This is a genomic window from Deltaproteobacteria bacterium, from assembly GCA_029210625.1.
Lineage (GTDB): Bacteria > Myxococcota > Myxococcia > SLRQ01 > SLRQ01 > JARGFU01.
The window spans coordinates 115,277-141,022 of record JARGFU010000005.1 but is presented as its reverse complement, the minus strand read 5'-3'; the positions used below and the strand labels follow the sequence as shown (position 1 = coordinate 141,022).

19 protein-coding genes are annotated in these 25,746 nt (G+C 71.1%); 10 read left to right on the top strand and 9 right to left on the bottom strand.

The window, feature by feature from the left end; genetic code table 11:
* Positions 1 to 20 precede the first annotated feature (20 nt).
* The 5 genes from P1V51_06340 to P1V51_06320 form a co-directional block, all read right to left on the bottom strand.
* Complete coding sequence (locus P1V51_06340) at positions 21 to 845, bottom strand: FHA domain-containing protein (protein MDF1562641.1); 825 nt, start codon at positions 843 to 845, stop codon at positions 21 to 23.
* A gap of 111 nt (positions 846 to 956) precedes the next feature.
* Complete coding sequence (locus P1V51_06335) at positions 957 to 2,747, bottom strand: AMP-dependent synthetase/ligase (GenBank protein ID MDF1562640.1); 1,791 nt, start codon at positions 2,745 to 2,747, stop codon at positions 957 to 959.
* 17 nt (positions 2,748 to 2,764) lie between these two features.
* Entirely contained in the window at positions 2,765 to 4,555 is a 1,791-nt protein-coding gene (locus tag P1V51_06330; protein ID MDF1562639.1) for a long-chain fatty acid--CoA ligase, read from the bottom strand.
* Between the two features lie 44 nt (positions 4,556 to 4,599).
* Positions 4,600 to 5,469: a hypothetical protein gene (locus P1V51_06325; protein MDF1562638.1), complete on the bottom strand. Its 870-nt coding sequence runs from the start codon at positions 5,467 to 5,469 to the stop codon at positions 4,600 to 4,602.
* A gap of 126 nt (positions 5,470 to 5,595) precedes the next feature.
* The gene (locus P1V51_06320) at positions 5,596 to 6,927 is read right to left on the bottom strand and encodes a hypothetical protein (GenBank protein ID MDF1562637.1); all 1,332 of its coding nucleotides are present in this window, start codon (positions 6,925 to 6,927) and stop codon (positions 5,596 to 5,598) included.
* A 222-nt stretch (positions 6,928 to 7,149) separates the two neighbouring features.
* On the opposite strand from P1V51_06320, the gene lon reads away from it, so the two are divergent.
* Positions 7,150 to 9,591, top strand: coding sequence for an endopeptidase La (gene lon / locus P1V51_06315; protein ID MDF1562636.1), 2,442 nt, complete (start codon positions 7,150 to 7,152; stop codon positions 9,589 to 9,591).
* On the opposite strand, the gene P1V51_06310 is transcribed toward lon, so the two are convergent.
* Positions 9,588 to 10,295, bottom strand: coding sequence for a hypothetical protein (locus P1V51_06310; GenBank protein ID MDF1562635.1), 708 nt, complete (start codon positions 10,293 to 10,295; stop codon positions 9,588 to 9,590). The two genes, lon and P1V51_06310, sit on opposite strands and share 4 nt — an antisense overlap.
* Here P1V51_06310 and P1V51_06305 point away from each other — a divergent pair.
* From P1V51_06305 to P1V51_06275, 7 genes are all read left to right on the top strand, one after another.
* Positions 10,294 to 10,902, top strand: coding sequence for a hypothetical protein (locus P1V51_06305; GenBank protein MDF1562634.1), 609 nt, complete (start codon positions 10,294 to 10,296; stop codon positions 10,900 to 10,902). The genes P1V51_06310 and P1V51_06305 overlap by 2 nt on opposite strands.
* A 149-nt stretch (positions 10,903 to 11,051) precedes the next feature.
* Entirely contained in the window at positions 11,052 to 12,896 is a 1,845-nt protein-coding gene (locus P1V51_06300; protein MDF1562633.1) for a protein kinase, read from the top strand.
* Positions 12,893 to 13,945 (top strand): tetratricopeptide repeat protein, encoded by a 1,053-nt coding sequence (locus P1V51_06295; protein MDF1562632.1) that lies wholly within the window; start codon positions 12,893 to 12,895, stop codon positions 13,943 to 13,945. The genes P1V51_06300 and P1V51_06295 overlap by 4 nt, the downstream gene beginning before the upstream one ends.
* A gap of 10 nt (positions 13,946 to 13,955) precedes the next feature.
* The gene (locus tag P1V51_06290; protein ID MDF1562631.1) at positions 13,956 to 15,773 is read left to right on the top strand and encodes a sigma 54-interacting transcriptional regulator; all 1,818 of its coding nucleotides are present in this window, start codon (positions 13,956 to 13,958) and stop codon (positions 15,771 to 15,773) included.
* Positions 15,774 to 15,894: 121 nt separating this feature from the next.
* The gene (locus tag P1V51_06285) at positions 15,895 to 16,377 is read left to right on the top strand and encodes a hypothetical protein (protein ID MDF1562630.1); all 483 of its coding nucleotides are present in this window, start codon (positions 15,895 to 15,897) and stop codon (positions 16,375 to 16,377) included.
* Positions 16,374 to 18,026, top strand: coding sequence for a carboxypeptidase-like regulatory domain-containing protein (locus P1V51_06280; protein MDF1562629.1), 1,653 nt, complete (start codon positions 16,374 to 16,376; stop codon positions 18,024 to 18,026). Before P1V51_06285 ends, P1V51_06280 begins: the two co-directional genes overlap by 4 nt.
* A gap of 49 nt (positions 18,027 to 18,075) precedes the next feature.
* A complete protein-coding gene (locus tag P1V51_06275) occupies positions 18,076 to 18,570 on the top strand; it encodes a hypothetical protein (protein ID MDF1562628.1) in 495 nt (164 codons plus the stop codon).
* Positions 18,571 to 18,591: 21 nt separating this feature from the next.
* Here the strand turns inward: P1V51_06275 and P1V51_06270 are convergent, their stop codons facing one another.
* The 3 genes from P1V51_06270 to P1V51_06260 are packed head-to-tail and all read right to left on the bottom strand — an operon-like array spanning position 18,592 to position 20,851.
* Positions 18,592 to 19,536, bottom strand: a complete 945-nt coding sequence (locus tag P1V51_06270) for a hypothetical protein (protein ID MDF1562627.1) — start codon at positions 19,534 to 19,536, stop codon at positions 18,592 to 18,594.
* Between the two features lie 50 nt (positions 19,537 to 19,586).
* On the bottom strand, positions 19,587 to 20,183 hold the full coding sequence (locus tag P1V51_06265) for a hypothetical protein (protein ID MDF1562626.1): 597 nt from the start codon (positions 20,181 to 20,183) through the stop codon (positions 19,587 to 19,589).
* A complete protein-coding gene (locus P1V51_06260; protein MDF1562625.1) occupies positions 20,180 to 20,851 on the bottom strand; it encodes a hypothetical protein in 672 nt (223 codons plus the stop codon). Before P1V51_06260 ends, P1V51_06265 begins: the two co-directional genes overlap by 4 nt.
* 131 nt (positions 20,852 to 20,982) lie before the next feature.
* Here P1V51_06260 and P1V51_06255 point away from each other — a divergent pair, with 131 nt between their 5' ends.
* The gene (locus tag P1V51_06255; GenBank protein MDF1562624.1) at positions 20,983 to 24,336 is read left to right on the top strand and encodes a PKD domain-containing protein; all 3,354 of its coding nucleotides are present in this window, start codon (positions 20,983 to 20,985) and stop codon (positions 24,334 to 24,336) included.
* Positions 24,336 to 25,685 carry a PKD domain-containing protein gene (locus P1V51_06250; protein ID MDF1562623.1) on the top strand — a complete coding sequence of 450 codons (1,350 nt, stop codon included), beginning with the start codon at positions 24,336 to 24,338 and terminating at the stop codon, positions 25,683 to 25,685. The genes P1V51_06255 and P1V51_06250 overlap by 1 nt, the downstream gene beginning before the upstream one ends.
* Positions 25,686 to 25,746 lie beyond the last annotated feature (61 nt).

Here is a 25,746-nt window from a genome sequence, read left to right as displayed (position 1 = left end):
CGGTCGGGCTGACGCCCGACCTAGCGGATGACCATCTTCACCTTCTCGGAGCAGACGTAGTACTCGTCCCCGTCCTCGATCTTGCGCCGCTTGATCCGCTTCTTGTTGTGCCAGGTGCCGTTCGAGGAGCCGAGGTCCTCGATGTAGAAGCCGTCGTCCTCCCGGACGATGACCGCGTGCTCGCGGCTGACCTTGCCGGACTGGATGATGAAGTCGCAGTGCTTGCCGCGGCCGATGAGGAAGCGCTCCTTGACGATCTTGTCGAGCTCGCCGTCCTCGGACATCAGGTAGAGGTTCTTGCGGCTGACCTCGCCCATGAGCTCGTCGACGATCTCGTCGTCGTCGATCTCGTCGTCGTCGATGAAGTCCTCTTCCTCCTCGAACTCGCCCTCCTCGTCCTCGAGGTCGTCGAACTCGGAGTCGGGCTCCGGCTCCGGCTCCGGCTCCGGCTCCGGCTCGGGCTCGGGCTCGGGCTCCGGCTCGGGGCGGTTCTTGCCCTTGATGTCACGCTCGAGCTTGGCGGCGGTCTCCAGGACCCGCTCTTCGACCTCGCGCCGGCGGGCCTCCCGGCCGTCGTCGTCCTCCTCCTCCTCCTCGAGGATGGGGGGCTCGGGGCGCTCGGGGCGCTCGCGCTCCGGCGCGGGGGCCGCCGCCGGGGCCGCGACCCTCGCCGGGGCCTCACCGCCCCCGGCCGAGAGGAAGCCGTTCAGCCTGGCGAACATGAACATCGCCTGGTTGATGAGGCCCTCCCGGTCGGAGCCCATCTCCTCGGCCATCTGCTCGAACGCATCCCAGAGGTGGTCTGCGATCGCTACCTTCCGCGGCGCTCGACTCTTGTCGCTCATGTCCCTCTCGCTGCTCGAGAACGTGCGTCCACTTCGCGACGCAACTTTCCCGAAACGCTACCAGACTTCCCTTTCAGCACAAAGATCCGGGCCGGGTCTAGGGGGCGCCCCCTAGTAGGACTCCCCGTAGAAGGCATCGAGGATGGCCTGGTTGCCCTTCTCCACCACCCGGCGCTTCACCTTCAGGGAGGCGGTCAGCTCGCCGGACTCCTGGGTGAAGTCGGCCTCGAGGATGGCGAACTTCTTCACGGTCTCGTAGGAGGCCAGGCCGGCGTTCACCGCGTCGACGTGCTTCTGGATCTCCTCGCGGATGCGGGGGTGCTTCGCGAGCTCGGGGATCGAGAGGTCTCCGAGCCCCTCCTTCGCCGCCAGCGCCTTCGCGTTCTCCTCGTCGAGGGTGAAGAGGGCCGAGAGGAACTTGCGCTTGTCCCCGTGGACCACGACCTGGGAGACCAGGGGCGCGGTCTTCAGCTGGTTCTCGATGTTCTGCGGGGCGACGTTCTTCCCGCCCGCGGTGACGATGATGTCCTTCTTGCGGTCGGTGATCTTCAGGTAGCCGTCCGCGTCGAGCTCACCGATGTCGCCGCTGTGGAACCAGCCCTCCGCGTCGAAGGCCTCCTTCGTCGCCTCCTCGTTGCCGTAGTAGCCCTTCATCACGCCCGGGCCGCGGATCATGATCTCGCCGTCCGCGGCGATCTTCAGCTCGGAGCCCGGGATCGCCGGCCCCACGGTGCCGATCTTGATCTTGTGGGGCAGGTTCACGCAGGTGGCCGCCGAGGTCTCGGTGAGGCCGTAGCCCTCGAGGATCATGATGCCGGCGATATCGAAGAAGTAGGCGATGGTCGGCGAGAGGGGCGCCCCACCCGAGAGGAAGAAGCGCATCCGGCCGCCGAAGGTGCCCGAGAGCTTCTCGGCCACCTTGGAGAAGACCAGCTTGTTGGCCAGGGCGAAGCCCACGCCGCCGTACTCCTGACCCTTGCGCTTGGCGTCGGCGTAGCGGTCGAAGTGCCCCATCGCCCAGGCGAAGAGCTTCCCCTTGATCCCCGGGGACTCCAGGCCGCCGGAGATCACCTTCGTGAACACCTTCTCGAAGATCCGCGGCACGCAGGCCATCACCGTGGGGCGGGCCTCGGCCAGGTTCGGCACCAGCCGCTCGATGCTCTCGGCGAAGGCCATCTCGTGGCCCAGGTGGTACCAGGCCGTCTTGAGCACCTGGGCGAAGGAGTGCGCGAGCGGCAGCCAGAACATCTGGATGTCGTCCTCCTCCACCAGGTTCAGCTTCTCCACGGCCTTGGCCTCGTAGGCCCAGGCGGAGTGCGGCAGGATCACGCCCTTGGGCGGCCCGGTGGTCCCCGAGGTGTAGATGATGACGGCGGTCAGGTCCGGATCGATGGCCTCGATCCGTTCCTCGAGGGTCTTCTTCGCCCCCTCGTCACCCTCCCCCGCGCTCATCAGGTCCTCGACGCCCCGGATCCAGTCGCCCTCGCCGGCGGCGTCCCAGCGCACCACCCGCTTCACCGCCGGGATCCGGGCCTTGATCTCCTCGAACTTGGCCAGCTGCTCCGGCCCGTCGACGAAGGCGTAGCTGCCCCCCGAGTTCTCCACGACGTACTGCACCTCGTCGGGGGTGTTGGAGTGGTAGATGGGCACCGAGGTGGCGCCGGCCAGGTGGACGCCCAGCTCGGCCAGCACCCAGTCGATGCTGGTGCTCCCGAGGATGTTCACGCGGTCCCCCGCCTGCACCCCGTCCAGGATCAGGCCGGCGGCGATGGCCCGGGCCCGGCCCTCCAGCTCCTTCCAGCTGTAGGTGCGCCAGGCGCCGTCCTTCTTGAAGCGGGCGGCGACCGTGTCCCCCTTGCGGGCGCAGGTGGCCAGGAAGATCGAGGCGACGTTCTCGCTCATCTTCTTTCTCTCCTTCGTCAGTATTTCTCGTCGTAGAAGCCGTCGAGCAGCTCCGCGTGGCGCGTCTCCAGGACGCGCCGCTTCACCTTCAGGGAGGGCGTCAGCTCGCCTCCCTCCTGGGAGAGCTCGTAGGGCAGGATCGCGTGCTTCTTGATCGTCTCGTAGGAGGCCAGGCTCCCGTTGAGGTCGGCCACCGCCGCGGCGACCGCCGCCTTCACCGCGGAGTCCACCGAGAGCTCGGCCAGGCCGCGGGCCGGCGAGCGGGCCTCCTCGGCGACCTTGGCCGCCGCCTCCTCGTCGAGGGTGACGAGGGCGGTGAGGAACTTCCGGCGATCACCGTGGACCACGGCCTGGGAGATGAGCGGATAGGCCTTGAGCCGGTTCTCGATGTTCTGCGGGGCGATGTTCTTCCCGCCCGCGGTGACGATCAGGTCCTTCTTGCGGTCGGTGATCTTCAGGTAGCCCTCGTCGTCGAGCCGACCGATGTCGCCGCTGTGGAACCAGCCGTCCGGCTCCAGCACCTCGGCGGTGGCCTCGGGCTTCCCGTGGTAGCCCCGCATGATGTGCGGGCCGCGGATGAGCACCTCGCCGTCCTCGGCGATCTTCACCTCGACCCCCGGGACCGGGATGCCGACGGTGCCGATCTTGTTGCGGCCCGGCCGGCAGACGGTCGAGGCCGCCGAGGTCTCGGTCAGGCCGTAACCCTCGAGGATCTCCACCCCGCAGAGCTCGAAGAAGTAGGCGATGGTCGGTGAGAGGGGCGCGCCGCCCGAGACGAAGAAGCGCAGGCGCCCGCCGAAGAGCTCCTTCAGCCGGGCCGCGAGCTTGGTGAAGACCAGGCGCTTCATCAGGAAGAAGCCCGGGGAGGCGTAGCGGCGCCCCGACCGGCGGGCCGCCGCGTAGGCGTCGACCTGCCGCATCGCCTGGGCGAAGAGCACCCCCTTGAGGCCCGGGGAGGCCATGCCGGTGGCGACGATCTTGGCGTGGACCTTCTCGAAGATCCGGGGCACGCCGGCCATCACCGTCGGGCGGGCGTGGGCCATGTCCTCGACGATGGTGGTGAGGTCCCGGGCGAAGCAGGTCGGGTGCCCCAGGGTGAACCACACCGTCTTGAGCACCTGGGCGTAGGAGTGCGCCAGGGGAAGGAAGGCCAGGCTCTGATCCTCGGGGCCGACCAGCCCCACCGCCTCGGTGGCCTTCGCCTCGAAGGCCCAGTTGGCGTGGGTGAGGACGACCCCCTTGGGCGGGCCGGTGGTGCCGCTGGTGTAGATGAAGTGGGCGACGTCGTCGGCCTGGATGCCCGCCAGCCGCTCCTCGAGCCCCTCGGGGTGGTCCGCGAGGTGCCGCTCCCCCTGCTGGCGCAGCTGGGGGAGGTCCGAGACCCACTCTCCGTCCCCCTCCCCCTCCATGAGGATCACCCCCTCGAGGTCCGGCATGGAGGGCCGCTTCTCCTCGAAGCGGGTGAGGAGCTCGCGGCCCTGGACGAAGGCCAGGCGCGAGCCGGAGTCGTTCACCAGGTAGGCGATGTCCTCGGCCAGCAGGGTCGCGTAGATGGGGACGCAGACCGCGCCGGTGAAGTGGATGGCGAGCTCGCAGACGATCCAGTCGAGGGAGGTCTGGGCCATGAGGGCGACCCGGTCTCCGGGCCGGATGCCCCGGGCCAGCAGGCCGGCGGCCCGCGCCCGGGCGCGCTCCTCGAGCTCGCTCCAGGTGCTCTCCCGCCAGTGGCCGCCCTCGAAGTGCTGAGCGGCGGTGCGCTCCCCCAGGCGCCCCACGGTGCGCAGGAAGATGGCAGGGAGGTTCTCCATCCCTCCCCTTCCCTGCGCTGCGCTCTCCCCCGGCCGGCCCGCGCTCACTTCCAGTCCTTCTGCCGGTCCTTCGCCCACTTCACCACGATGCCCACGGCGCCCGGATCCTGCGGGAAGCCGGCCCGGGTGGACTTCAGGGCGATCTCGAGGTGCTTCTTCGCCTCCTCGTCCTTGCCCTCCTTGTGGTAGGCGTCCGCGAGGAAGAGGTGGGTGCGGGGGTTCTTCGGGCAGATGGCGATGGTCTTGTTCAGCCACTCGATCGACTTGTCGAAGTCGTGCTTGGGCCAGGGCAGCTCGTCGAAGTAGCGCCCCTTCGCGTTGTTCGGGCCGCCGCAGTCGAAGCTGGAGTCGATGCCGATGGCCGTGTCGAGGCGCTCGTTGAACTTGCCCTCGAGGCCCTTCCAGAGGGCCTTGGCGATCCCCATGCCCTGGGACCAGGCGCCGGTGCCGATGGCGGCGAAGTAGTGCCCCTCCACCCGCTTGGGCTGCAGGGCCCGGGCCTCGTCGCCCTTCTCCATGGCCTTCTTGCCCCAGGCGCTCTTGGTCTTCTCGTCGGGGGAGACGTCCGCCCGCCACCAGTAGATGCGGGCCATCCGCCAGAGCAGCTCGAACTCGCCCGGGTGCTTCTCCAGGGCCTTCTCGAGCAGCTCGGTGTGGAGGGTGTTGTTCTTGCCGGCGAAGGTGGCGTCCCGGACGCCCCAGAGGCGATCGGCCTCGGCGGCGAACTCCTCCACGGTGGCGGGGCCGGCAGGAGCTTCAGCGGCCGGGGCCTCGGCGGGCGCCTCCGCCGCGGGCTCCGGGGCGGCCTCGGCGGCGGCCTCCGGCGCAGCGGCGACGTCCTCGGCGAGGGCCGGCGACAGGGCGAGGGCGCAGGTGAACAGAGAAGATGCACCGAGTGCGACGAGCCGTTTCATGGGACCTCCCCGACCAAAAGGGCCGAAATCAGGCGGAGGACGCTACCACCGCGCCGCCGGGAGCGACAAGCAGCGTCCGGCCATCAAAAGGGTTGCCGGAAGAGACGGGCCGACCGGCCCCCGGATTCAGCAGGGGTTCTCGGTGGAGCAGGCCTGCTCGACGAAGCTCACCTTGTAGGAGTCGCCCGGCTGGATCGTGCAGTTCGGCGTGTTGCAGAGCCGGATCGCCACGTCGACCGGGTCGTAGACCCAGTCCACCCCATCGGCGCAGGTCTGGGTCGCGTCGATCGGGGACGAGCAGAGGATCTCCTCGCCGTCCCGGATGATCTTCAGCAGCACCAGGGAGGGATCGTCCTCGAAGGGTCGCGCGCTGAGGAAGATGGCGTCGGGCGTGACGATCACCTCGGCCAGGGACCGAAGGGTGTCGGAGAAGCTCGACTGGCAGATCGAGTCCTTGAGGCTGCCGTTGGCCACGAGATCGGCCAGCTGCAGGTAGCGGCCGCCAGCGGAGAAGCCGCCGCACCAGCAGGGATCCGCCCGGGGATCGCCGGTCGTGCAGGCCGCCTCGCAGGCGCTGTCGGTGCAGAGGCCGGGCGTGATGTTGGGGCGCGTGCCGTTGGCGCTGACGATGCTGCCGACGATGACGTCGCTGCCGGCGTCGGCGGCGACGCCCCGGAAGAAATCGGCGTAGTCCGAGACCGGGCCGAGCAGGCCGCCGCCGGGCTGGGCCGCCTCCTCGATGCAGCGGTCGGTGGTCAGGGAGAGGATCAGGTCCCCGTCGGGATCCGAGCAGTCCTCCTCGTCGGAGAGGAAGACCACGACCAGCCGGGACTTGTCGCGGACGAAGGTCGGGTTCGCCTCCAGGGCCCGACGGGCCGCCAGGAGGCCCTGCTCCTGGCCGGAGCCGCACACCCCCAGCTGCACGTTCTGGCGGAACTGGGTGATGATCGTGTTGCTGTCCATCGTCGTCGAGTCGAGGATGGCCTGGTTGCCCGGGGCCGCCATGAAGCGCCCCACCGGGAAGGGGTCACCGGCGGTGATGTTGTAGGGGGTCTGGCAGTTGGCGGTGGAGGAGTAGGTGTTCTGCTCGACCAGGGTGCCGTCGGTGAGCTGGTACTTCAGGCTCACCGAGGTGCTGGCCACCGCCAGCCGGTACTTCAGCTCGGCCTTCCCCTCGTTGCGCCGGTTGGCGTTCTCCTGGTCCAGGGCGTTGATGAAGACGTCGAAGTTCGCCGCCAGGTTGGCCTGCTCACCGGCCATGGAGCCCGAGTCGTCGATCACGAAGAGGATGTCCGCCGAGGAGACGTCGGGCAGCTCGTAGGTGGTGTTGTTCACCGCCAGCAGGGAGGTGACGGCCGGCTCGAAGACGTAGCTCTGGCACCCCGCCGCGGTGGCCGTCGCGAAGACGAGGGCCGCCCCGGCGGCCAACCCGAGGATGGGCCGGATATGACGCTTCATGGAGATCCTCCGGAGGGAAGGTACGTAGGCCACAGTATAGCCCAAGCGGTCCCCGGTCGATCCCCCTGCCCTCCTCCTTCCCTCCCCGGCCCTTCCACCGGGCTTGCCACCCACCCGGGATCGTGCTTCGAGAGACGGTCGAGGGGCCTCGCGGCAGCTTTCGCTGGCGCGGCCGGCGAGGGTGGTTACCTTCCAGCCCAGCCCTTCGTCAGGAGAGACCCGATGAGCGACCAGAACCCGACCCCTCCGGCCAACTTGACGGCGGATGTGCCCGAAGAGCTGCCCATCCTCCCTCTGCGGAACTCCGTCTTCTTCCCCGGCGGGGTCCTGCCCCTGGCCGTGGGCCGGAAGAAGACCATCGCCCTCATCAAGGAGGCGGTGCGGGACGACTCGCTGATCGGCGTGGTCTCCCAGCGCCGCGCCGAGGACGAGGACCCCAGCGAGACCGATCTCTACACGGTGGGCACCGTGGCCCGGATCGTGAAGCTGCTGAAGATGGGCGACGACAACTACTCCCTGGTCGTCCAAGGCCTCGCCCGCTTCCGGGTAAAGTCCCTCGCCCAGACCGAGCCCTTCCTGAAGGCGAAGATCGACCCGGTCTCGGTCGACGAGGGCGCCGAGTCCGACGTCGAGGTGCAGGCCCTGGCGATCAACCTCAAGAAGCTCGCCAGCGAGGTCATCGACCTGATGCCCGACCTGCCGGCGGCGGCCACCGAGCTGATCGAGTCGATCACCGAGCCGGGGCACCTCGCCGATCTGATCGCGGCGAACATCGACGTTCCGATCGACGAGAAGCAGACGGTCCTCGAGACCATCGACGTCAAGGCCCGGATGAAGCTCGTGATGGAGCTCCTCAACCGCAAGCGCGAGATCCTGAAGCTCTCGAACAAGATCGAGACCCAGGTGAAGGGTGAGATGTCCAAGACCCAGCGCGAGTACTACCTGCGCCAGCAGCTCAAGGCGATCAAGGAAGAGCTCGGCGAGCTGGGCGAGGACGAGGAAGAGGTCGACGAGCTCGGCGAGCGGCTGCGCAAGGCCGCCCTCCCCGCCGAGGTCGAGAAGGTCGCGATGAAGGAGCTGAACCGGCTCAAGAACATCCCGACCGCCTCGAGCGAGTACACCGTCGCCCGCACCTACCTGGAGTGGGTCGCCGATCTGCCCTGGAAGCGGCAGACCGAGGACAACCTCGACATCAAGAACGCCCGGGAGGTCTTCGAGTCGCGCCACTACGGCCTGGAGAAGGTCAAGAAGCGCATCCTCGAGTACCTCGCCGTCCGCAAGCTGAAGAAGGACATGAAGGGCCCCATCCTCTGCCTGGTGGGCCCCCCGGGCGTTGGCAAGACCTCCCTGGGTCAGGCCATCGCCGACGCCCTCGGCCGCAAGTTCGTGCGCATGTCGCTGGGCGGCGTGCGGGACGAGGCCGAGATCCGCGGCCACCGGCGCACCTACGTCGGCGCCCTCCCCGGCCGGATCATCCAGAGCATGAAGAAGGCCGGGACCGTGAACCCGGTGATGATGCTCGACGAGATCGACAAGCTGGGCCAGGACTTCCGCGGCGACCCGGCCTCGGCCCTCCTCGAGGTCCTCGATCCCGAGCAGAACAACACCTTCTCGGATCACTACCTCGACGTGGCCTACGACCTCTCGAAGGTGATGTTCATCGCCACGGCCAACCTCCTCGATCCCATCCCGGCGCCCCTGCGGGACCGGATGGAGATCATCGAGCTGCCCGGCTACACCTTCGACGAGAAGACCCACATCGCCACCCGGCACCTCATCCCCAAGCAGATCGAGGAGCACGGCCTCACCGACGATCACATGTCCCTCGAGGACAGCGGCCTGCGCTCGATCATCACCGACTACACCCGCGAGGCCGGCGTCCGGAACCTCGAGCGGCGCGTCGCCGACGTCTGCCGCGGCGTGGCGGTGAAGGTGGCCGAGGCCGAGGAGGGCGAGTTCGAGCGCTGCGTCGTCGACAAGGACTCGCTGCACTCCTACCTCGGGCCCCAGAAGTACTTCTCCGAGGTGGCCGAGCGCACCGAGGTGGCCGGCGTGGCCACCGGCCTCGCCTGGACCGCCGCCGGCGGTGAGCTCCTCTTCATCGAGATCACCAAGATGGCCGGCGCGGGCAAGCTGATCCTCACCGGTCAGCTCGGCGACGTCATGAAGGAGTCCGCGCAGGCGGCCCTCTCCTACGTCCGCTCGAAGGCCGACAACCTGGGCGTGGATCCGCACTTCCTCGACAAGAGCGACATCCACATCCACTTCCCGGCCGGCGCCATCCCCAAGGACGGCCCCTCCGCGGGCGTGACGATCTTCACCGCCCTCACCAGCCTCCTCACGGGCATCAAGGTCCGCCACGACGTGGCGATGACCGGCGAGTGCACCCTGCGGGGCCTGGTCCTGCCCGTCGGCGGCATCAAGGAGAAGGTCCTCGCCGCCCACCGGGCCGGCATCAAGACCGTCATCCTCCCCGAGCGCAACCGCAAGGACCTCGAGGACGTGCCCAAGCAGGCCAAGGACGAGATGGAGTTCGTCTTCGCCACCCACATGGACGACGTCCTCGGCGTGGCCCTCGAGAAGGACGGCGACACCGCCACCAAGAAGAAGACCCGCAAGGCGGGGGGCAGCGCGCCGAAGGCGGGCGAGGCTCCGGCCAGCTAGCGCCGGCGGCGCCCCAGCAGGAGGAACGCCCCGAAGGCGGCCAGGAAGGCGACCACGGTGCTCACCACCGTGGACGCCGTCCAGAAGGGCGCGCTCGCCTGCGGAGCGCCGGGCACGGCCAGGAGCACCTGCTCGGCCTTCACGGCCAGCTCGCTGGCGCCCTCCTCGGGCCAGGTGAGCACCAGGAGGAGGTGGTGCTCCCCCCGTGGCAGCAACGCCAGCCGGAGGTGCCGCTTCCTCCCGCTGCGGCGGAAGCGGCCCTGGAGCTGGAGGGTGGGCTCGCCTCCCACCTGGACCAGATCGACCCAGCGGACCTCGGCCTCGACCCCCCAGAGGTGTCGCAGGGCCTCGGGGGCCGAGAGGAGGAGCGCCTCCCTGGAGGCGTTGTCCGCGGTGAGGGGCGCCTCCACCTCCACCAGGAAGAGGGCCGTGTCCTCCTCGAGGGTCTCGGCGGCGAGGAGCACCTCGCCCGGCGCCCGCCCGATCAGGGACGGGAGGGTGCCGAGATCCGAGGGACCCAGCGTGGTGGTCTCCCGGGCCCGCCAGCCCTCGGGGAGCCAGCCGCTGTCGGCCCAGGGCGCTGCGGGCTCCGAGGCCACGGCGGGGTGGAGGGCGCAGAGGAGCACCGAGGCCAGCAGGAGCCCCACCCGGCGTACGCTCGATACTTGGACCACCACGGGGTGGAGGGTAGCATCCTTCGCCATGAGCGATCCCATCGGTGGAGCCGACCCGAACGAGGAGAAGCGCCGAGAGGCCGAGCGAGAGGTGCGGCACGGCAACTTCCGGGGCGCCCTGGCGCTCTTCAAGGAGCTGGCGGCCGCCGACCCCGGCAACGCCGCCTACGCCGCCCGGATCGCGACCCTGGAGGAGGGGCTGCAGCCCATGGAGCTCCACCACCCCAAGGCCGCCGCCGGCGCCGCCGCCCGGCCCCTGGCCAACGATCTCCAGGAGGGCGAGGCGGCCGCCAACGTGGAGGACTACGCCCGGGCCGTCGCCTGCTACCGGCGGGTGGTCGCCGCCGACCCCGACAACGAGCTGGCGGCCGATCGCCTGCAGGAGCTCGAGGGCCTCCTCGCCGCGCAGGCCACGGCGCCGAAGCCCGGGATCTCGGCCCAGGCGATGACGCCGAGCGCCGCCGCCACCCGGGAGCGCAGCTTCTCCGCCTCCCTCTTCGACGTGGACGAGCCGGAGGCCGCCCCCGCGCCGGCCGCCGTGCCGGAGGATCCCCGGGATCCCATCGCGCTGCTCGAGCTCTTCCTGGAGCGGATCCAGGCCCGCCGTCGACCGCTCCGAGGCGCGGCGAAACCCTGACCCCTGCGTCCTTGTCCATGACGCAGGTGCCAGGCTAGACTCGGGGCATCCCTGACAGGGGCGTCAGGGCACCGGGACTCAGACGGCAGGATTTGCCCGCAGATGGCCAGCCCAGAGCCAGCAGAATGGACGCTCGGAGGTCATCGCAGGTGACCGACCTCCCGCGCATCCCCCGCTACGACCTCCTCGAGGAGGTGGGCAGCGGCGGCATGAGCGTGGTCTACCGCGCCGTGGACACCACCCTGGACCGGGAGGTGGCGGTCAAGGTGCTCCACCGGCACCTGGCGGGGCGCGACGCCGAGCGCAAGCGCTTCCGCCAGGAGGCCCAGGCGGTGGCGCGCCTCTCCCACCCCAACATCCTGGAGATCCACGACTACTCGGGGGAGGACACCGCCGACGCCTGGATCGTCTCGGAGTTCATCCGGGGCCCGACCCTGCGGGGCTTCGCCGAGACCCTCGGCTTCGGCCTGCCGACCATCGGCGCCCTGGTGGCCGAGCGCCTCGCCCGGGCCCTGGCCCACGCGCACGGCATCGGGATCATCCACCGGGATCTGAAGCCCGAGAACGTGATGGTGCAGGACGACGGCACCATCAAGCTCACCGACTTCGGCATCGCCCGGATGGTCGACCGGGACACCCGGATGACGACCACGGGCACCCTCCTGGGCTCGCCGGCCCACATGGCGCCGGAGATCATCGAGGGCAAGGGCTGCGACGCGCGCTCGGACGTCTTCAGCCTCGGCACGGTGCTCTACTGGCTGGTCTGCGGCTCGCTGCCCTTCCAGGGGGAGAGCCCGGCGGAGGTGCTGCGGAAGATCCTCGAGGGCGAGTACCCGGACCCGCGGCAGCTGGATCCCCGGGTCTCGGATCCCCTCGCCGAGATCGTGCGGACCTCGATGGCCCGGGAGAAGGAGGACCGCTACCAGAGCGCCGAGGAGATGGCGGACGCCATCGCCGCTCACCTCGCGGATCTGGGCCTCGAGCGGCCCGCGGACGAGGTGAAGGCCTTCTTCGCCGATCCGCCCCGCTACAAGGAGAGCCTGCGCGAGCGCCTGATCGTGGCCTGGCTCGGCCGCGCGGAGCGCGCGGTCGCGCAGAAGAAGATCCCCGAGGCCATCGGCGCCTGCGACGCGGTGCTCGGCCTGGATCCGAGCAACGAGCGGGCGACCCTGCTGCTGGCGCAGATGCGGCGGCGGAGGGAGCGGCTGCGGGCGTTCTCGGCGTTGGGGGTCACGGCGGTGATGGCGTGTGCGGCGGGGGCGGTCGTCGTCTACTGGCCGCCGGCGGTGGTCTCGGACGCGGGTGATCCGGGAACCGTGGTGGGTCCAGAGGAAAAGCCGCTGACGCCGACGCTGACTGCGGGCACAGGCGAGACGGAGGTGGCCGCCGCGGAACCAGATGCGGCAGGGGTACGCCCGGCGATCGAAGGTGTGACGGAGGAGCCGGTGGAGGTGGCCACCGTGACGCCGCGGCCGGAGCCGGAGGTCTCGCCGGTGGTGAGGCCGCTGGTGCGGCCGCCGGTGAGGAAGGTGCCGCGGCCGGTCCGGATCCTCCTCGACAACTGGGCGGACATCTACATCGACGGGAAGCTGGCGGTCGAGAAGTTCACCGAGGCGAAGGCGACCCTCTTCCACGGGCCTCACGAGCTGAAGGTGGTGCGCGAGGGCTTCGTCACCCTCGAGGAGAGCTTCGAGGTGGCGAGCGGCGAGGGGGTGCAGGAGCTGCGACGCCGGCTGGTCCCCCGCCCGGCGACCCTGGTGATCGAGAGCGCCCAGGAGGGCGTCCTCTCGGTGGGTGACAAGCTGATCGGTCCGGTGGTGGGCGGCCGGCGCGAGGTGCCCATCACCTTCGAGACCGCCGACGGCGAGTACCTCCTCGAGCGCCCCGAGCTCTTGAAGGTCGAGAAGCAGGGCTTCGAGCCCTGGACCGAGACGGTGAGGTTCCGTCCCGGGCAGACGGTGAGGCTGACCGCCAGCATGGTGCCCTCGTCATGAGGCGGCGCCTGCTGATCGTGGCGCTCGCCGCCCTCCTCTTCCCCCTCGGCGCCAGCGCGGCGGGCGACCCCCAGCTGAAGCGGGCGCAGGACCGCTTCCAGTACGGCGACTACGCCGACGCGGTGCAGCAGGTGAGCCGCCTGCTGGAGCAGAACCGCCTGACCTCGGACGAGTCCCTGGTCGAGGCCCACCGCATCCTCGGCCTCGCCTACTACTACCTGGACCGCAAGGAGGAGGCCCGCAGCGCCCTCGTCAGCCTCCTCTCGGTGGATCCCGACTTCAAGCTGGACCCCTTCTTCTACCCGCCGAAGGTGGTCGAGTTCTTCGATCAGGTGAAGGCCGAGAACGAGACCCTGCTCGCCCCCATCCGGGAGCAGAAGGCGCGGATCGAGGCCGAGCGCTTCCGGGCCGAGCAGGCCCGCCTGCGGCTCCTGGAGGAGGAGCGCAAGCGCCGGGAGGAGGCGGCCGAGCGGCTGCAGCCCTCGGAGGTGGTCGAGCGGGTCGAGGAGAACCACCCCTACCTCCTCAACTGGCTGCCCTTCGGCGTCGGTCAGTTCCAGAACGGCGACGTCCTCAAGGGCAGCCTCCTCGCCGGCGGCCAGACCCTCGCCGCGGGCGCCAGCGTGCTGGGCTACCTCGTCACCGCGAACCTGCGGACCTGCAAGCCCCTGACGATCCCCGGCGGCTCCCTCGGGCAGCCCGACCAGGAGGGGCAGCGCTGCGGCATCCCCGAGGGCAGCCAGAACCTCGCGGCGACCATGATCTCGATGAAGTGGATCGCGGGCGCGGCCTTCTGGGGCCTCTTCGCCTACGGGATCATCGACGCCCACCTCCACTGGGAGCCCGTCGTCCTCCGCTCCCAGACCACCCGCAAGCTGCCCACAGCACCGCCGACCGAAGCGACCTCCGAACCGCCGTCCACGTCCACGGACACGTCCACGGGTTCGCCCGAGACCCCCGACGCCGGCCCCACCCCCCAGGCCCGCCTCCACCTCGCCCCCTGGTTCGGCCCGAAGGCCGCCGGAGCCACCCTGGTCCTCACCTTCTAGAGGAGCCCCCATGCCCAGCCTCTTCATCAAGCCCCCCGGCAAGGACGCCATCCAGGTGGCCCTCTTCAAGCGGATCACCTCCGTGGGCCGGGGCGCGGCGAACGACATCGTCATCGACGACCCCGAGGTCGCCGAGGCCGCCCTCACCCTCACCGCCGACGGCGCCACCTGGATGGCCGAGGCCCTCCCGGGCACCGACCTCCTCCTCGGCGGCAAGAAGAAGCGCCGGGCCGAGCTGGGCGCGGGCGAGAGCTTCGCCGTGGGCGGCACGGTGATCGAGATCCGCCCCGAGACCGCCCCCACCGCCACGGTGAAGGCCACCCCGATCAAGGTGACCGACGCCGGGGGGAGCCAGGCCGGCAAGCTCGCGGCCCTCCAGACCCTCCACGACTTCTCGCGGCGCCTCCTCGGCGGCTACGACCTTCCCCGCCTCCTCGACGCCCTCCTCGACGCCATCATCGAGGTGACCCGGGCGGACAAGGGCTTCCTGATCCTCCTCGAGGAGGGCGAGCTGCGCATCCAGGGCGCCCGGAACCTCGACCAGCAGACGATCGAGGACGCGGTCTCGCGGGTCAGTGACTCGATCATCGCCAAGGTCGTGCAGGAGCGCGCGCCGATCATCGTCAGCGACGCGATGCGGGACGAGAGCTTCTCGGCCTCCGAGTCGGTGGTGAACCTCAAGCTCTGCTCGGTGATGTGCGCGCCCCTGATCCACAAGGGCGAGCTCCTCGGCCTGCTCTACGTCGGCAACGACAGCGTGGTCGCGCTCTTCGAGCCCGCCGACCTGGAGGTGCTCACGGTCTTCGCGGCCCAGGCCTCGCTGATCATCGCCAACGCCCTGCTGGTCAGCGACCTGCAGGAGGAGACCGTCGAGCTGCGCCGGGCCCTGGAGGACAAGCGCTTCGGCGAGATCATCGGCGCCTGCGACGCCATGCTCGACGTCTTCCGGAAGATCGAGAAGGTCGCCTCCACCGACATCTCGGTGATGATCACCGGCGAGACCGGCACCGGGAAGGAGCTGGTCGCCCGGGAGATCCACCGCTGCTCGACCCGCGCCGAGGGCCCCTTCGTGGCCATCAACTGCGGCGCCATCCCCGAGAACCTGCTGGAGTCCGAGCTCTTCGGGCACGTGCGGGGCGCCTTCACCGGCGCGACCGCCAACCGCGAGGGCCGCTTCCAGGCCGCCCACGGCGGCACCCTCTTCCTCGACGAGATCGGCGAGCTGCCACCCCAGCTCCAGGTGAAGCTCCTGCGGGCGATCCAGGAGAAGACCATCACCCGGGTGGGCGACGTGAAGCCCCAGCGGGTGGACATCCGGATCCTGGCCGCGACGAACCGCAACCTCGAGGAGGAGATCAAGAGCGGCGCCTTCCGCGAGGATCTCTACTACCGCCTCAACGTCATCACGCTGCACCTGCCGCCCCTGCGCGACCGCGGCGAGGACGTGCTGGTCATCGCCCGCTACCTGCTGGAGAAGTTCGCCGCCGAGCACGGCAGCAAGGTGAGGAGCTTCTCCCCCGCCGCGGTGAAGGCCATCCGCCGCTTCACCTGGCCCGGGAACATCCGGCAGCTGGAGAACCGCCTGCGCAAGGCGGTGGTCCTGGCGGATCGCAGCGCGGTGACCCCCTCGGATCTCGACCTGGACGAGGCCTCCTTCGAGGCGGTGCTGCCCCTCCAGGAGGCCCTCGAGGTCTACAAGAGCGACTACATCAACCGGGTGCTGGAGCGGAACGGCGGCAACCGGACCAAGACGGCGAGGGACCTGGGGGTCGATCCCCGGACCATCTTCCGGCACCTGGAGAGGATGAACACCGATGAAGAGGCATGACATCGATGTCGCGTTCCGGCTCCCGCCCCGGGGCGCTTTCCTCCGTATTTCCAGTGGGTTGGCACTTGGCCTGGTGGTTGCTTTCTCAGGGGGTTGTCTGATCCCCCAGGACACCACGCCCATGCCTCCCGAGCCCATCTACGTGAACCGACCGCCCGCCATCGACCTGGTGAACGTGCAGCCCTCGGCGCCCGTGGTGCAGCTCTACCTCGACTGCCCGGAGCAGACCGACCTCTTCACGGTTCGATTCATCGAGCTGGACACCGACCAGCTGCTCTCCGTGCGCTGGTTCCTCGACTACGACGTCTCGGGGCAGAACGGCGCGGGCTTCCTCCAGCAGCGACTGGTCGACCCGAACGGCACCGTCTGGCGCTCCGACGACTTCGATCCCGCGGATCTCGTCGGCGAGTTCTCGTCCCCGGGGGTCTACGTCCTCGAGGCCTTCGTGGTCGAGGTCGATGCCCTCACCGGCGACGACACCGATGTGCCGCTCTTCCGGGCGACCAAGGACTGCGCGGCCTCGGGCTACCCCGACGACTGCATCTCCACCCACCCGGCCTCCTATCGCTGGGTCCTCGACGTGCGTGACGAGCAGTGCCTGTGAAGCGAAACCTCCTCATGCTGCCGCTCCTGGCGGCCCTCGCCGGCTGCGCCGCGATGGACGGGATGAACTTCCTCCCGGAGGTGGAGTGCTTCGACGACTCGGAGTGCTACGCCGGTCAGCAGTGCAGCTTCGCCCGCTGCACCTGGCAGCCCGAGTTCGCGCTGGACCTCGAGGTCACCCCCCTCCCCGCCTCCGGCTACCTCTTCCAGTCGGTGGAGGCCATCGACTTCGACCGGACCGAGCCGCTGAAGGTCCTGGTGGCCGAGCCCCTCCTCCTCTCCCTGGAGTCCCCGGTGGAGGCCAGCGCGCGCTTCACGACCTCCGAGGGCCTGCGCCGCTCCCGCACCTTCGAGACCCTGCTCGAGATCGATCAGGGCACCACCCAGGCCCGCGCCGAGCTGGCCCTGATGGCCGGCGTGCGGGACGGCGCCAGCGACGCGCTGATCCCGATGGCCTACGACCTGGTGGCCGAGCCCCTGGCGGGCGGCTGCTGCGGGGGCGCGGGCGAGTGCACGGCCCCGGTGCGGCAGAGCGGCGTGGTCCCCACCGCCGACTCCACCTTCGTGCTCCCCCTGGATTTGGCCACCGCCCCGGTGATCCTCACCGGCCAGGTCCTGGTCTCCGAGGCCAACTGGACCCCGGTGGAGAACCTGCAGGTCCAGCTCTTCGATCCCGCCACCGGCGTGCGCAGCCTGGCCTCCCACACCGACCCCGAGGGGCGCTTCTGCCTGGCCGTGGTCCGGCCGCCCGCCGGCAGCGCCCACCGGATGACCCTGCGCCTGGGCCCCTCCGAGTCCCGCCCCACCCTCGAGTTCGACGCGATCGAGGTCGGCGCCGACGACCTCGACCTCGGGGCCTACTTCACCGGCGACCACGGGACCCCGGTCACCGTCACCGGCAACAAGATCGTCGGCCCCGATCAGGCGCCGGTGCAGGGCGCCCGGGTGAGCCTGGTCGGCGAGGTCGAGACCTCGGGCACCTTCCGCCAGACCGCGGTGTCCGACGAGCTGGGCCGCTTCGAGGTGCGCCTGCTGGCCGGCACCTACCTGGCCCAGATCAGCACCCCCGAGGACTCGCCCCTGGCGAGCGCCACCGTGGCGAGCTTCGTGGTCTCCAGCGATCCCACCATCGCCCCGGCCCCCCTCGAGGTCCAGCTCCTGCCCCGCCCGGTGCTGCGCGGCGCCGTGCGGGACGGCCAGACCGACACGCCGGTCGAGGACCTGGAGGTCGTCGCCTCCCGCATCGTCCCGACGGGACCGAGCGAGGAGGCCCCGGTGATGCAGACCTTCCGGACCCGCACCGACGCCGAGGGCAAGTACGTCCTGCCGGTGGACGCGGGCAGCTACCTCATGCACTTCCGCCCGCGGGGCGGCTCGGGCCTGCCCTGGAGCGTCGGCCACGCCGTCACCGTGAACGAGGCGGACTTGAGCCTCGAGACGGTCGTCCTCGACGCGCCGGCCCTCCTCTCGGGGACGGTGCTCGGCGAGCGGGCCGACGCCCTCTCCGAGACCCTCGGCGGCTCGCAGGTCGAGATCGTCGGCCGCACCCCCGACGGCCGCCTCTACCCCGTGGGCGAGGCCTGGGCCGACGAGGCGGGGGTCTTCGAGGCGGTCCTGCCCCAGAGCCTGGCCGGCGGATCGGGCCTCTGACCCACCCGGCCTAACCAGGCTCCCGCGGCCTGAAGTAGAGTCTTCGGCCATGGCCGCCAAGCGTCCCGCCCGCTATCGCCCCTACCGCATCGCCATCCTGGTGATCTTCTTCGTGATGGCAGGCGTCCCCGCGCTGCTCTTCCTGCGGGGCGTGGTCGTCACCCTGGCCGCGGGCGCCCCCGAGAAGGCCGCGGGCCTCGACGCCTCGGCGCCCGGCGGGCTCTCGGCGGCCTGCGTCGAGCGGGCCGAGCAGCTGCGGCGGGAGATCTCGGATCACTTCGACGGGCTGCGGGCGATGGCGAGCAAGGACGGCAGCGCCGGCCTGCGGCGCTGGCGCGCCTACTCCGTCGCCTTCGACGGCCGGGTGGACGCGGCCCGGGAGGCCTGCCAGGTCGACGCCGACGCCGCCACGCGCACGGCGCACCTCTTCGACGAGCTGGAGGAGCTGGCGCGGGTGGCCAACACCGTGGCAACCCGGGTGCTCACCGACGAGGGCGACACCCTCGCCCGCATCGACCGGGCCTTCGCTGCGGCCCGGAAGTAGCTCCCGCACCAGGGGGTGCCCCTAGTCGGCGGGCGCGGCGTCGCCGTCTTCCTCGGCCGCTCCCGCCGCGGCGGGCAGCCCCAGCTTGCGGCGCAGGGTGGCCGTGGCCCGGCCCGCCGGGTCGACCTTCAGCCCCTCCCGCCAGACCTTCTTGGCCTCCTCCTCGGCGCCCGCGCCCAGGAGGACGTCGCCGAGGATCACGTGGGCCTGGGCGCGGTTGGCCTTGGGGGCCTCGGAGGCGATGAAGCGCTCGAGGAAGGGGCGCGCCTCGGGGCCGCGGCCGAGCCGGGCGTAGGTCGCGCCGCTGTAGTAGTCGCCCATCGTGCGCAGGTCGGCGCCCCAGCCCGCGGGCAGGGCCTCGAGGTGGTGGCGGAGCTGATCGAGGGCCGCGGCGGCCTCCCGCATCCGGCCCTTGCGGTAGTGGGCCTGCGCCTCGTCGAAGGCCTTCTGGGCGGACTCGCGGCGCTCCTCGCCCTCGGCGGAGAGGAGCACGGTGCGGGCGAAGGGATCGAGCTCGGCTGGATCGACCTTCTCGAGGGCCACCAGGCCGCCGGCCCGGTCCGCCTCGTCGGCGGAGGTGAGGAGGCGGTGGATGTTGAGGGCCCTGCGGGCCTGGGCCTCCATCGTCTCGATGCGCTGGTCCGCCTGCTCCTGCGAGAGGCGGGCCGCCTCCTGGGCCTGCTCCGCCTCGGCGATGCGATCCTCGAGCGCGGCGCGCTCGGCGTCCACCATCATGTGGGTGTAGAAGAGCGCGCCGCCCCCCGCGAGCACCCCGATGACCACGTAGGCCGCGACGTGCCCGACGAAGTGCCGGCGCTCGGCCCGGGCCTGCCGGTCGGCCACGGCCTTGAGCTCCGCGTGGAAGGTCTTCAGGAGATTGTCGTTGCGGATCGTCAGCGTCCGCGCCTCGTAGATCTCCTTGCGGAGCGCCGCGAGCTCCTTGGCGGTTTCGCTTCCCTCACCCATGGGGACGCTTGTAGCCCGAGGTGGGGGGCCGGAGCCAGCCCGGGGCGTCCCTAGGGGGCCAGGATCCGATCCTGCTCCGGCGCGAAGGTGACGACCACCCCGGCCCAGAGCAGGTTTCCGCCGCCGGCCACCTTCCGCTGGATGCCGTGCACCTCGAGGGAGGCGTTGGCCAGCTCGAAGCGATCCTCGACGACCAGCCCGATCCGCTCGGTGAGGGGCACGTAGAAGCCCACGCCGCCGAAGAAGTCGGTGGCCCCGGACTCGGAGTAGCGCTCGCTCGCCACGGCGCCGATCAGGCCGTAGCCCACGCCCACCGAGAGGTAGGGCAGGACCGGGCCCCGGGTGAGCACCTGGTAGGTGGTGGTGAGGAGGAACTTGCCGACGGTGACCCGCACCGGCCCCTCCACCGGCTGCTGGTGGAAGTAGGCGAAGCCGAGCTCGACCCCCAGGAGCCAGTGGGCGTCGGCCTGCCAGCCGAAGCGCGCGACCGCGCCGCCGCCGCTCTCACCGGGGAGGTAGCGCCAGCCGCCACCGACGTCGATCCGCCCGCCACCGGGCAGGGGTCCCTGCGCCTCGGCGCGGGCGGCCTGGGGGACGAAGACCAGCAGGGCCGCCGCGAGCAGCGCCGACTTCAGGGCACGCCTCACCACTGGCGCCAGCCCTCACCGACGGCCCGGGGGCGGGGCTGCTCTCTCTCCTGCGCCTCGCGATCCCTGGTCGCCGGGGCATCGCCGCTGGCGGTCGCCACGGGGGCGCGGTAGCTCGCGGAGGGGCGCGGGGGACGGGGCGCGACGGGCTCGGGGGCCGTGGGGGCCCGCACGGGCGCCTCGGCCACGGCGGCCACGGCGGGCGCTGCGGGCGCTGCGGGCGCCAGGTCCACGGCCGGTGCCGGCGCGGCTGGCGCCTCGCTCGCCGGGGCTGCCGGAGGGGCCTCCGGCGCGGCCGGGCCCGGCCGGGCCAGGCTGCGCAGCACGGTCTCGGTCGCGGCGCTCAGGCCGCCGCCGCCGCCCACCCGCAGGGTGCCCACCGCCGGGCCGCCCCGCCGGTGGAGCTCGACCTCGAGCAGGCGCACGTAGGACTCGAGCTCGGCGCGGTCCTGCTCGGCCGCCATGAGGCGCCGCGTGATGTCCAGGGCCCGCTCCTTCTCGGCCATGAGGTCCTCGTGGAGGGAGAGGAGCGAGCTCATGGTCTTCTCGGCGTAGTCCGCCGGGACCAGCCCCAGGCGCGAGCGGCGGCTCAGGGCACCAGGCTCGGCGTCCCGGCCCTCGGTCGCTGCCCTGGCGAGCTCGGAGAAGGAAGTGCGCTTGTCCGACATGGCGCGACGGTGCCACGCGGAATGCGGAGCGTCAAATTCCGGGACGCGGGTGGGAGGGGGGCTCCCGGCCCGCCCTTACCCGTCGCGCGCGCCCCTCTACGATGGCGCGCGAAGGTGCTAGATCTGCGGGCATGATGCGCAGTTCGCCGGTGGTCCCCCTCTCCCTCTCCACCCTCCTCCTGGCCCTCGCCGCGACCGGCTGTCCCCAGGAGCCCACCCCCTCGGACAGCGTCCCCCGGGCCACCGCCACCGCCGATCGGCTGGCGGGCACCGCGCCGCTGACGGTCTCCTTCGTCGGTGAGGGGACGGGCGGAGACGAGCCGCTGATCTACGCCTGGGACTTCGGAGACGGCGAGACCGCCACCACCGCGGACGCCCTCCACACCTTCGTCCTGCCCGGGAGCTACCAGGCCACCCTGCGGGTCACCGACGCCGACGGCGACTTCGACGAGGACGCCCTCACCGTCGACGTCACCGCCGCCCCCCTCTCGGCGACCCCGATGGCCGATCCCTCCTCCGGCCGGGCCCCGCTCTCCGTGCAGTTCTCGGTGGGGGTCCAGGGGGGCGTCGGCCCCTACACCTTCGAGTGGGACTTCGCCGACGGCAACCGCTCCAGCCTCGAGTCCCCCACCCACACCTTCGCTGCCGGTGGGCAGTTCGACGTGCTGGTGACGGTGCAGGACAGCAACCTGGTCTCGGCCTCCGGTCAGGTGAAGGTGACCGTCGCCAGCGACGACCAGCCGGCCGCGGCGCTCTCGGCCTCTCCGACCTCGGGCATCGCCCCCCTCACCGTGGCCTTCGAGGGCCGGGCGACCGGCGGCAACGCCCCCCTCTCCTTCTCCTGGGACTTCGGTGACGGCGCGACCGCGGATCGGGCCAGCACCTCCCACACCTACCAGAGCCCCGGCACCTACACGGCGCTGCTCACCGTCGTCGACGCCGACGGCGACCAGGACTCTCGCAGCGTCGAGATCGTCGTCACCGACAACTCGGCCCCCTCCGTGAGCGTGTCCGCCAACCCGGACAAGGGCATCGCGCCCCTCACCGTGGCCTTCACCTCCTCGGTGAGCGGCGGCGACGCCCCCCTCTCCTTCGCCTGGATCTTCGGGGACGGCAGCACCTCGACCCTCCAGAACCCCAGCCACACCTACGCCACGGCCGGCACCTACACCGCGCAGCTCACGGTCACCGACGCCAACGGCGATCCGGCCACCGCCTCGGCCGCGATCGAGGTGGGCAACGACGACGTGCCCATCGTCTCGGGCAGCGCCACGCCGAGCAGCGGCCGCGCGCCCCTGACGGTCTCCTTCAACGCCTCGGCCCAGGGCGGCAACGCCCCGCTCTCCTTCGCCTGGGACTTCGGCGACGGCGGGACCTCGACCCTCCAGAACCCCAGCCACACCTTCTCCACCGCCGGGACCTACCAGGCGACGGTGCAGGTCAGCGACGCCGACGGCGACACCGACTCCACCACCGTGGTGGTGAACGTCACCACGAACGCCCAGCCCCAGGTCACCGCCTCGGCCTCGCCCTCCTCGGGCCGAGAGCCCCTGCCGGTCTCCTTCTTCGCCTCGGTGCAGGGCGGCGACGCTCCCCTCAGCTGGCAGTGGAGCTTCGGTGACGGCTCCCCGGGCTCGACCACCCAGAACCCGACCCACACCTACGCCGCCGCGGGCACCTACCAGGCCCAGGTGACGGTCATGGACGCCGACGGGGACGCGGACAGCGCGCAGCTGACGATCTCGGTCTCCTCCAACAGCCAGCCCACGGCCCGGGCCTTCGCCGACGTGACCCAGGGCATCGCGCCCCTGAAGGTGAACTTCTCCGGCTCGGTCACCGGCGGCAACGCCCCCATCACCTACGACTGGGCCTTCGGGAACGGCGCCACCGGCAGCGGCCAGGCGACCTCCTACACCTACCCGGCCGCGGGCTCCTTCACCGTGGTGCTCACCGTCACCGACGCCGACGGCGACCAGGCCAGCGACAGCCTGATCATCGGCGTGGCCAGCAACCAGGTGCCCACGGTCTCGGCGACGGCGACCCCGGCCAGCGGGGCGGCCCCCCTGACGGTGGCCTTCGACGCCACGGCCAGCGGCGGCGACGCCCCCCTCACCTACGCCTGGGACTTCGGCGACGGCTCGCAGGCCGCGGTCGAGGACCCCTCCCACACCTACGGCCTGGACGGGGTCTACAACGCCTCGGTGATCGTCACCGACGCCAACGGCGACTCGTCCAGCGCCACCGTCGAGGTCGTGGTGCAGCAGGCCCTGCCCGACTACGCGATCTCCGGACTGCAGGTGGACGTGCAGGGCTCGGTGGTCGTCTACTCGGTGACCGTCCAGAACGCCGGCAACACCGCCAGCCCGGGCACCTGGGTCGACTTCTACTACGACCGGGTCTCGGCCCCGGCGATCGGCGACTTCGGCGACTACACCTGGGTGGATGGCCTGGCGGCGGGCGCCTCCACGACCGTCTCGGTGGCCCTGAGCGTGCAGCCGGGCACCTATCAGGCCTGGGCGCAGATCGACGCGAACGACGACGTCACCGAGTCGAACGAGACCAACGGCGTCATCGGCCCCGTCTCCTACGAGGTCTTCGGGCCGATGCTCATCAACGAGGTCTTCTACGACTCCCCCGGCGCCGACACCGGCACCTTCGTCGAGCTCTCCGGTCCCCCGGGCACCTCCCTGGACGGCTACGCCCTGGTGGGCGTGAACGGCGCGGACGGCAGCCAGTACGTCAGCATCGATCTCACCGGCCTCTCGGTGCGCAGCGACGGCTTCCTCGTGGTCGCCCAGGACGGCACCGTCGATCCGACCCAGGTCGACCTGGTGAACGCCGGCGTCGACCTGCAGAACGGCCCGGACAACCTCCTGCTGACCTGGAACGCCAACGTGCTGGACGCCGTCGGCTACGGCGTGTTCGGCGCCGGCACGACCTTCTCCGGCGAGCTGGCGGCCGCCCCGGGCGCCGCGGGCAAGCCCCTCGGCCGCCCCCGCGGCAGCACCGACACCGACGACAACAGCGTGGACTTCGTGGTCCTCGACCTCCCCTCCCCCGGCGCGGCCAACCCCGTGGTGGGCGACACCTGCGCGTTCCCCATCCCCCTGCTGGCCTCCGGCACCCTCACCCACAGCACCGCCGGCGCGGTGGACAACTACCACGCCCTGAACTGCGGCGGGATCTCGGCCCCCTACACCGCCGAGCCCGACGTGGTCTACGAGGTGGTCCTCACGGCCGGCCAGACCCTGACCGCCGAGCTGACCTCGGCCGCGACGGGCTTCGACTCGGTGATGTACCTGCGCTCGAACTGCACCACCCAGTCCAACGAGCTGGTCTGCGACGACGACGGCGCGGTGGCGAGCCTCCTCTCGAAGGTGGTCTACACTTCCAGCGCGGGCGGCACCTACTACCTGATCGTCGACGGGTACGGTGGCGCCACCGACGACTTCGGAACCTTCTCGATGACGGTGAACATCCAGTGATGCGCGTGACGAACCTGGCCCCGGCGGCGCTGACCGCCCTCCTCCTCTCCCTGGCCTGCGGCCAGGGGGGTGGCATCGACCCCGTCCCCACGGCCCGGGCCTGGGCGACGCCGAACAGCGGGCGCGCGCCCCTGACCGTCGATCTCGTCGGTGACCACCTCGGCGGGAACGATCCGGTGCGCTACGACTGGGACTTCGGCGACGGCGCCACCGGCGAGGGCGAGGCCGTCCAGCACACCTTCGAGATGCCGGGGGACAACGTCGTCACCCTCACGGTCACCGACGTCGACGGCGACTCGGATCAGACCGAGGTCATCATCGCGGTGACGCCCGGGATCCTCGGCGCGACCGTCCGCGCCGTGCCCGAGCTGGGCCTCGCGCCCCTCACCGTGGCCTTCACCGGCGAGGCCGCCGGTGGCACGCCGCCCTACCAGTTCCTCTGGACCTACGGCGACGGCCAGACCGACAGCGTCATCTCGCCGACCCACACCTTCCAGAACCCCGGGGACTACGACGTGGTCTTCCAGGTCACCGACGCGACGGGCGGCACCTCCCAGAGCGGCATCCGGATCACCGCCTCGTCCACCCCGGTGCCCCTGGCGGTGGCGGCCCAGGCCTTCCCGGCCACCGGCAACGCCCCCCTCGGCGTGCAGTTCATGGCCACCGTGAACGGCGGCAGCCCGCCCTACACCTACAACTGGACCTTCGGCGACGGCGCCAGCGCCCAGGAGGCGGACCCCTTCCACGGCTACGCCACCGCCGGCACCTTCGACGCCCAGCTCACCGTGGGCGACACCGGCGGCAACGCCGCCAGCGACACGGTCACCGTCAGCGTGGGCGCCCCGGTGCGGGTGCTGATCAACGAGATCCGCTACGACACGACCGGCACCGACGACAACTGCTTCATCGAGCTGGTCGGCGACCCCTCGGTCTCCCTCACCGGCTTCAGCCTGGTGGGCGTCAACGGCGAGACCGGCACCCCCTACGCCAGCTACCCCCTCACCGGCCAGAACATGCCGGCCGACGGCTTCCTGGTCCTGGCCCAGAGCAGCGCCCACGCGCTCACCCTGGCCGAGGCCGACATCCGCACCGAGTTCGCCAACCTGCAGAACGGCCCGGACAGCCTCCAGCTGGTGAAGGACGGCATCGTGGTCGACGCGGTCGGCTACACCAACGGCACCACCGGGCAGACCTTCGCCGGCCTCACCTTCGCCGGCGAGGGCAACCCCGCCGCCGGCGTCGCCTCCGAGCACTCGCTGGGCCGCAACGCCAGCTCAGCCGACACCGCGGACAACGCCAGCGACTTCCGCGACTTCGGTACGCCGACCCCGGGGAAGCCCAACAACTGATCTCGGCTTTGAGCTTCGAGCTTTGAGCTTGGCCGGTGCCGGTTCGCACGTTGGTGCGTCC

What these genes read in the sequence shown, in the direction of transcription:
- P1V51_06340 (MDF1562641.1), bottom strand. Translation starts at nt 845, where the DNA reads ATGAGCGACAAGAGTCGAGCGCCGCGGAAGGTAGCGATCGCAGACCAC.
- P1V51_06335 (MDF1562640.1), bottom strand. Translation starts at nt 2,747, where the DNA reads ATGAGCGAGAACGTCGCCTCGATCTTCCTGGCCACCTGCGCCCGCAAG.
- P1V51_06330 (MDF1562639.1), bottom strand. Translation starts at nt 4,555, where the DNA reads ATGGAGAACCTCCCTGCCATCTTCCTGCGCACCGTGGGGCGCCTGGGG.
- P1V51_06325 (MDF1562638.1), bottom strand. Translation starts at nt 5,469, where the DNA reads ATGAAACGGCTCGTCGCACTCGGTGCATCTTCTCTGTTCACCTGCGCC.
- P1V51_06320 (MDF1562637.1), bottom strand. Translation starts at nt 6,927, where the DNA reads ATGAAGCGTCATATCCGGCCCATCCTCGGGTTGGCCGCCGGGGCGGCC.
- lon (MDF1562636.1), top strand. Translation starts at nt 7,150, where the DNA reads ATGAGCGACCAGAACCCGACCCCTCCGGCCAACTTGACGGCGGATGTG.
- P1V51_06305 (MDF1562634.1), top strand. Translation starts at nt 10,294, where the DNA reads ATGAGCGATCCCATCGGTGGAGCCGACCCGAACGAGGAGAAGCGCCGA.
- P1V51_06310 (MDF1562635.1), bottom strand. Translation starts at nt 10,295, where the DNA reads ATGGCGAAGGATGCTACCCTCCACCCCGTGGTGGTCCAAGTATCGAGC.
- P1V51_06295 (MDF1562632.1), top strand. Translation starts at nt 12,893, where the DNA reads ATGAGGCGGCGCCTGCTGATCGTGGCGCTCGCCGCCCTCCTCTTCCCC.
- P1V51_06290 (MDF1562631.1), top strand. Translation starts at nt 13,956, where the DNA reads ATGCCCAGCCTCTTCATCAAGCCCCCCGGCAAGGACGCCATCCAGGTG.
- P1V51_06285 (MDF1562630.1), top strand. Translation starts at nt 15,895, where the DNA reads ATGCCTCCCGAGCCCATCTACGTGAACCGACCGCCCGCCATCGACCTG.
- P1V51_06275 (MDF1562628.1), top strand. Translation starts at nt 18,076, where the DNA reads ATGGCCGCCAAGCGTCCCGCCCGCTATCGCCCCTACCGCATCGCCATC.
- P1V51_06270 (MDF1562627.1), bottom strand. Translation starts at nt 19,536, where the DNA reads ATGGGTGAGGGAAGCGAAACCGCCAAGGAGCTCGCGGCGCTCCGCAAG.
- P1V51_06260 (MDF1562625.1), bottom strand. Translation starts at nt 20,851, where the DNA reads ATGTCGGACAAGCGCACTTCCTTCTCCGAGCTCGCCAGGGCAGCGACC.
- P1V51_06255 (MDF1562624.1), top strand. Translation starts at nt 20,983, where the DNA reads ATGATGCGCAGTTCGCCGGTGGTCCCCCTCTCCCTCTCCACCCTCCTC.
- P1V51_06250 (MDF1562623.1), top strand. Translation starts at nt 24,336, where the DNA reads ATGCGCGTGACGAACCTGGCCCCGGCGGCGCTGACCGCCCTCCTCCTC.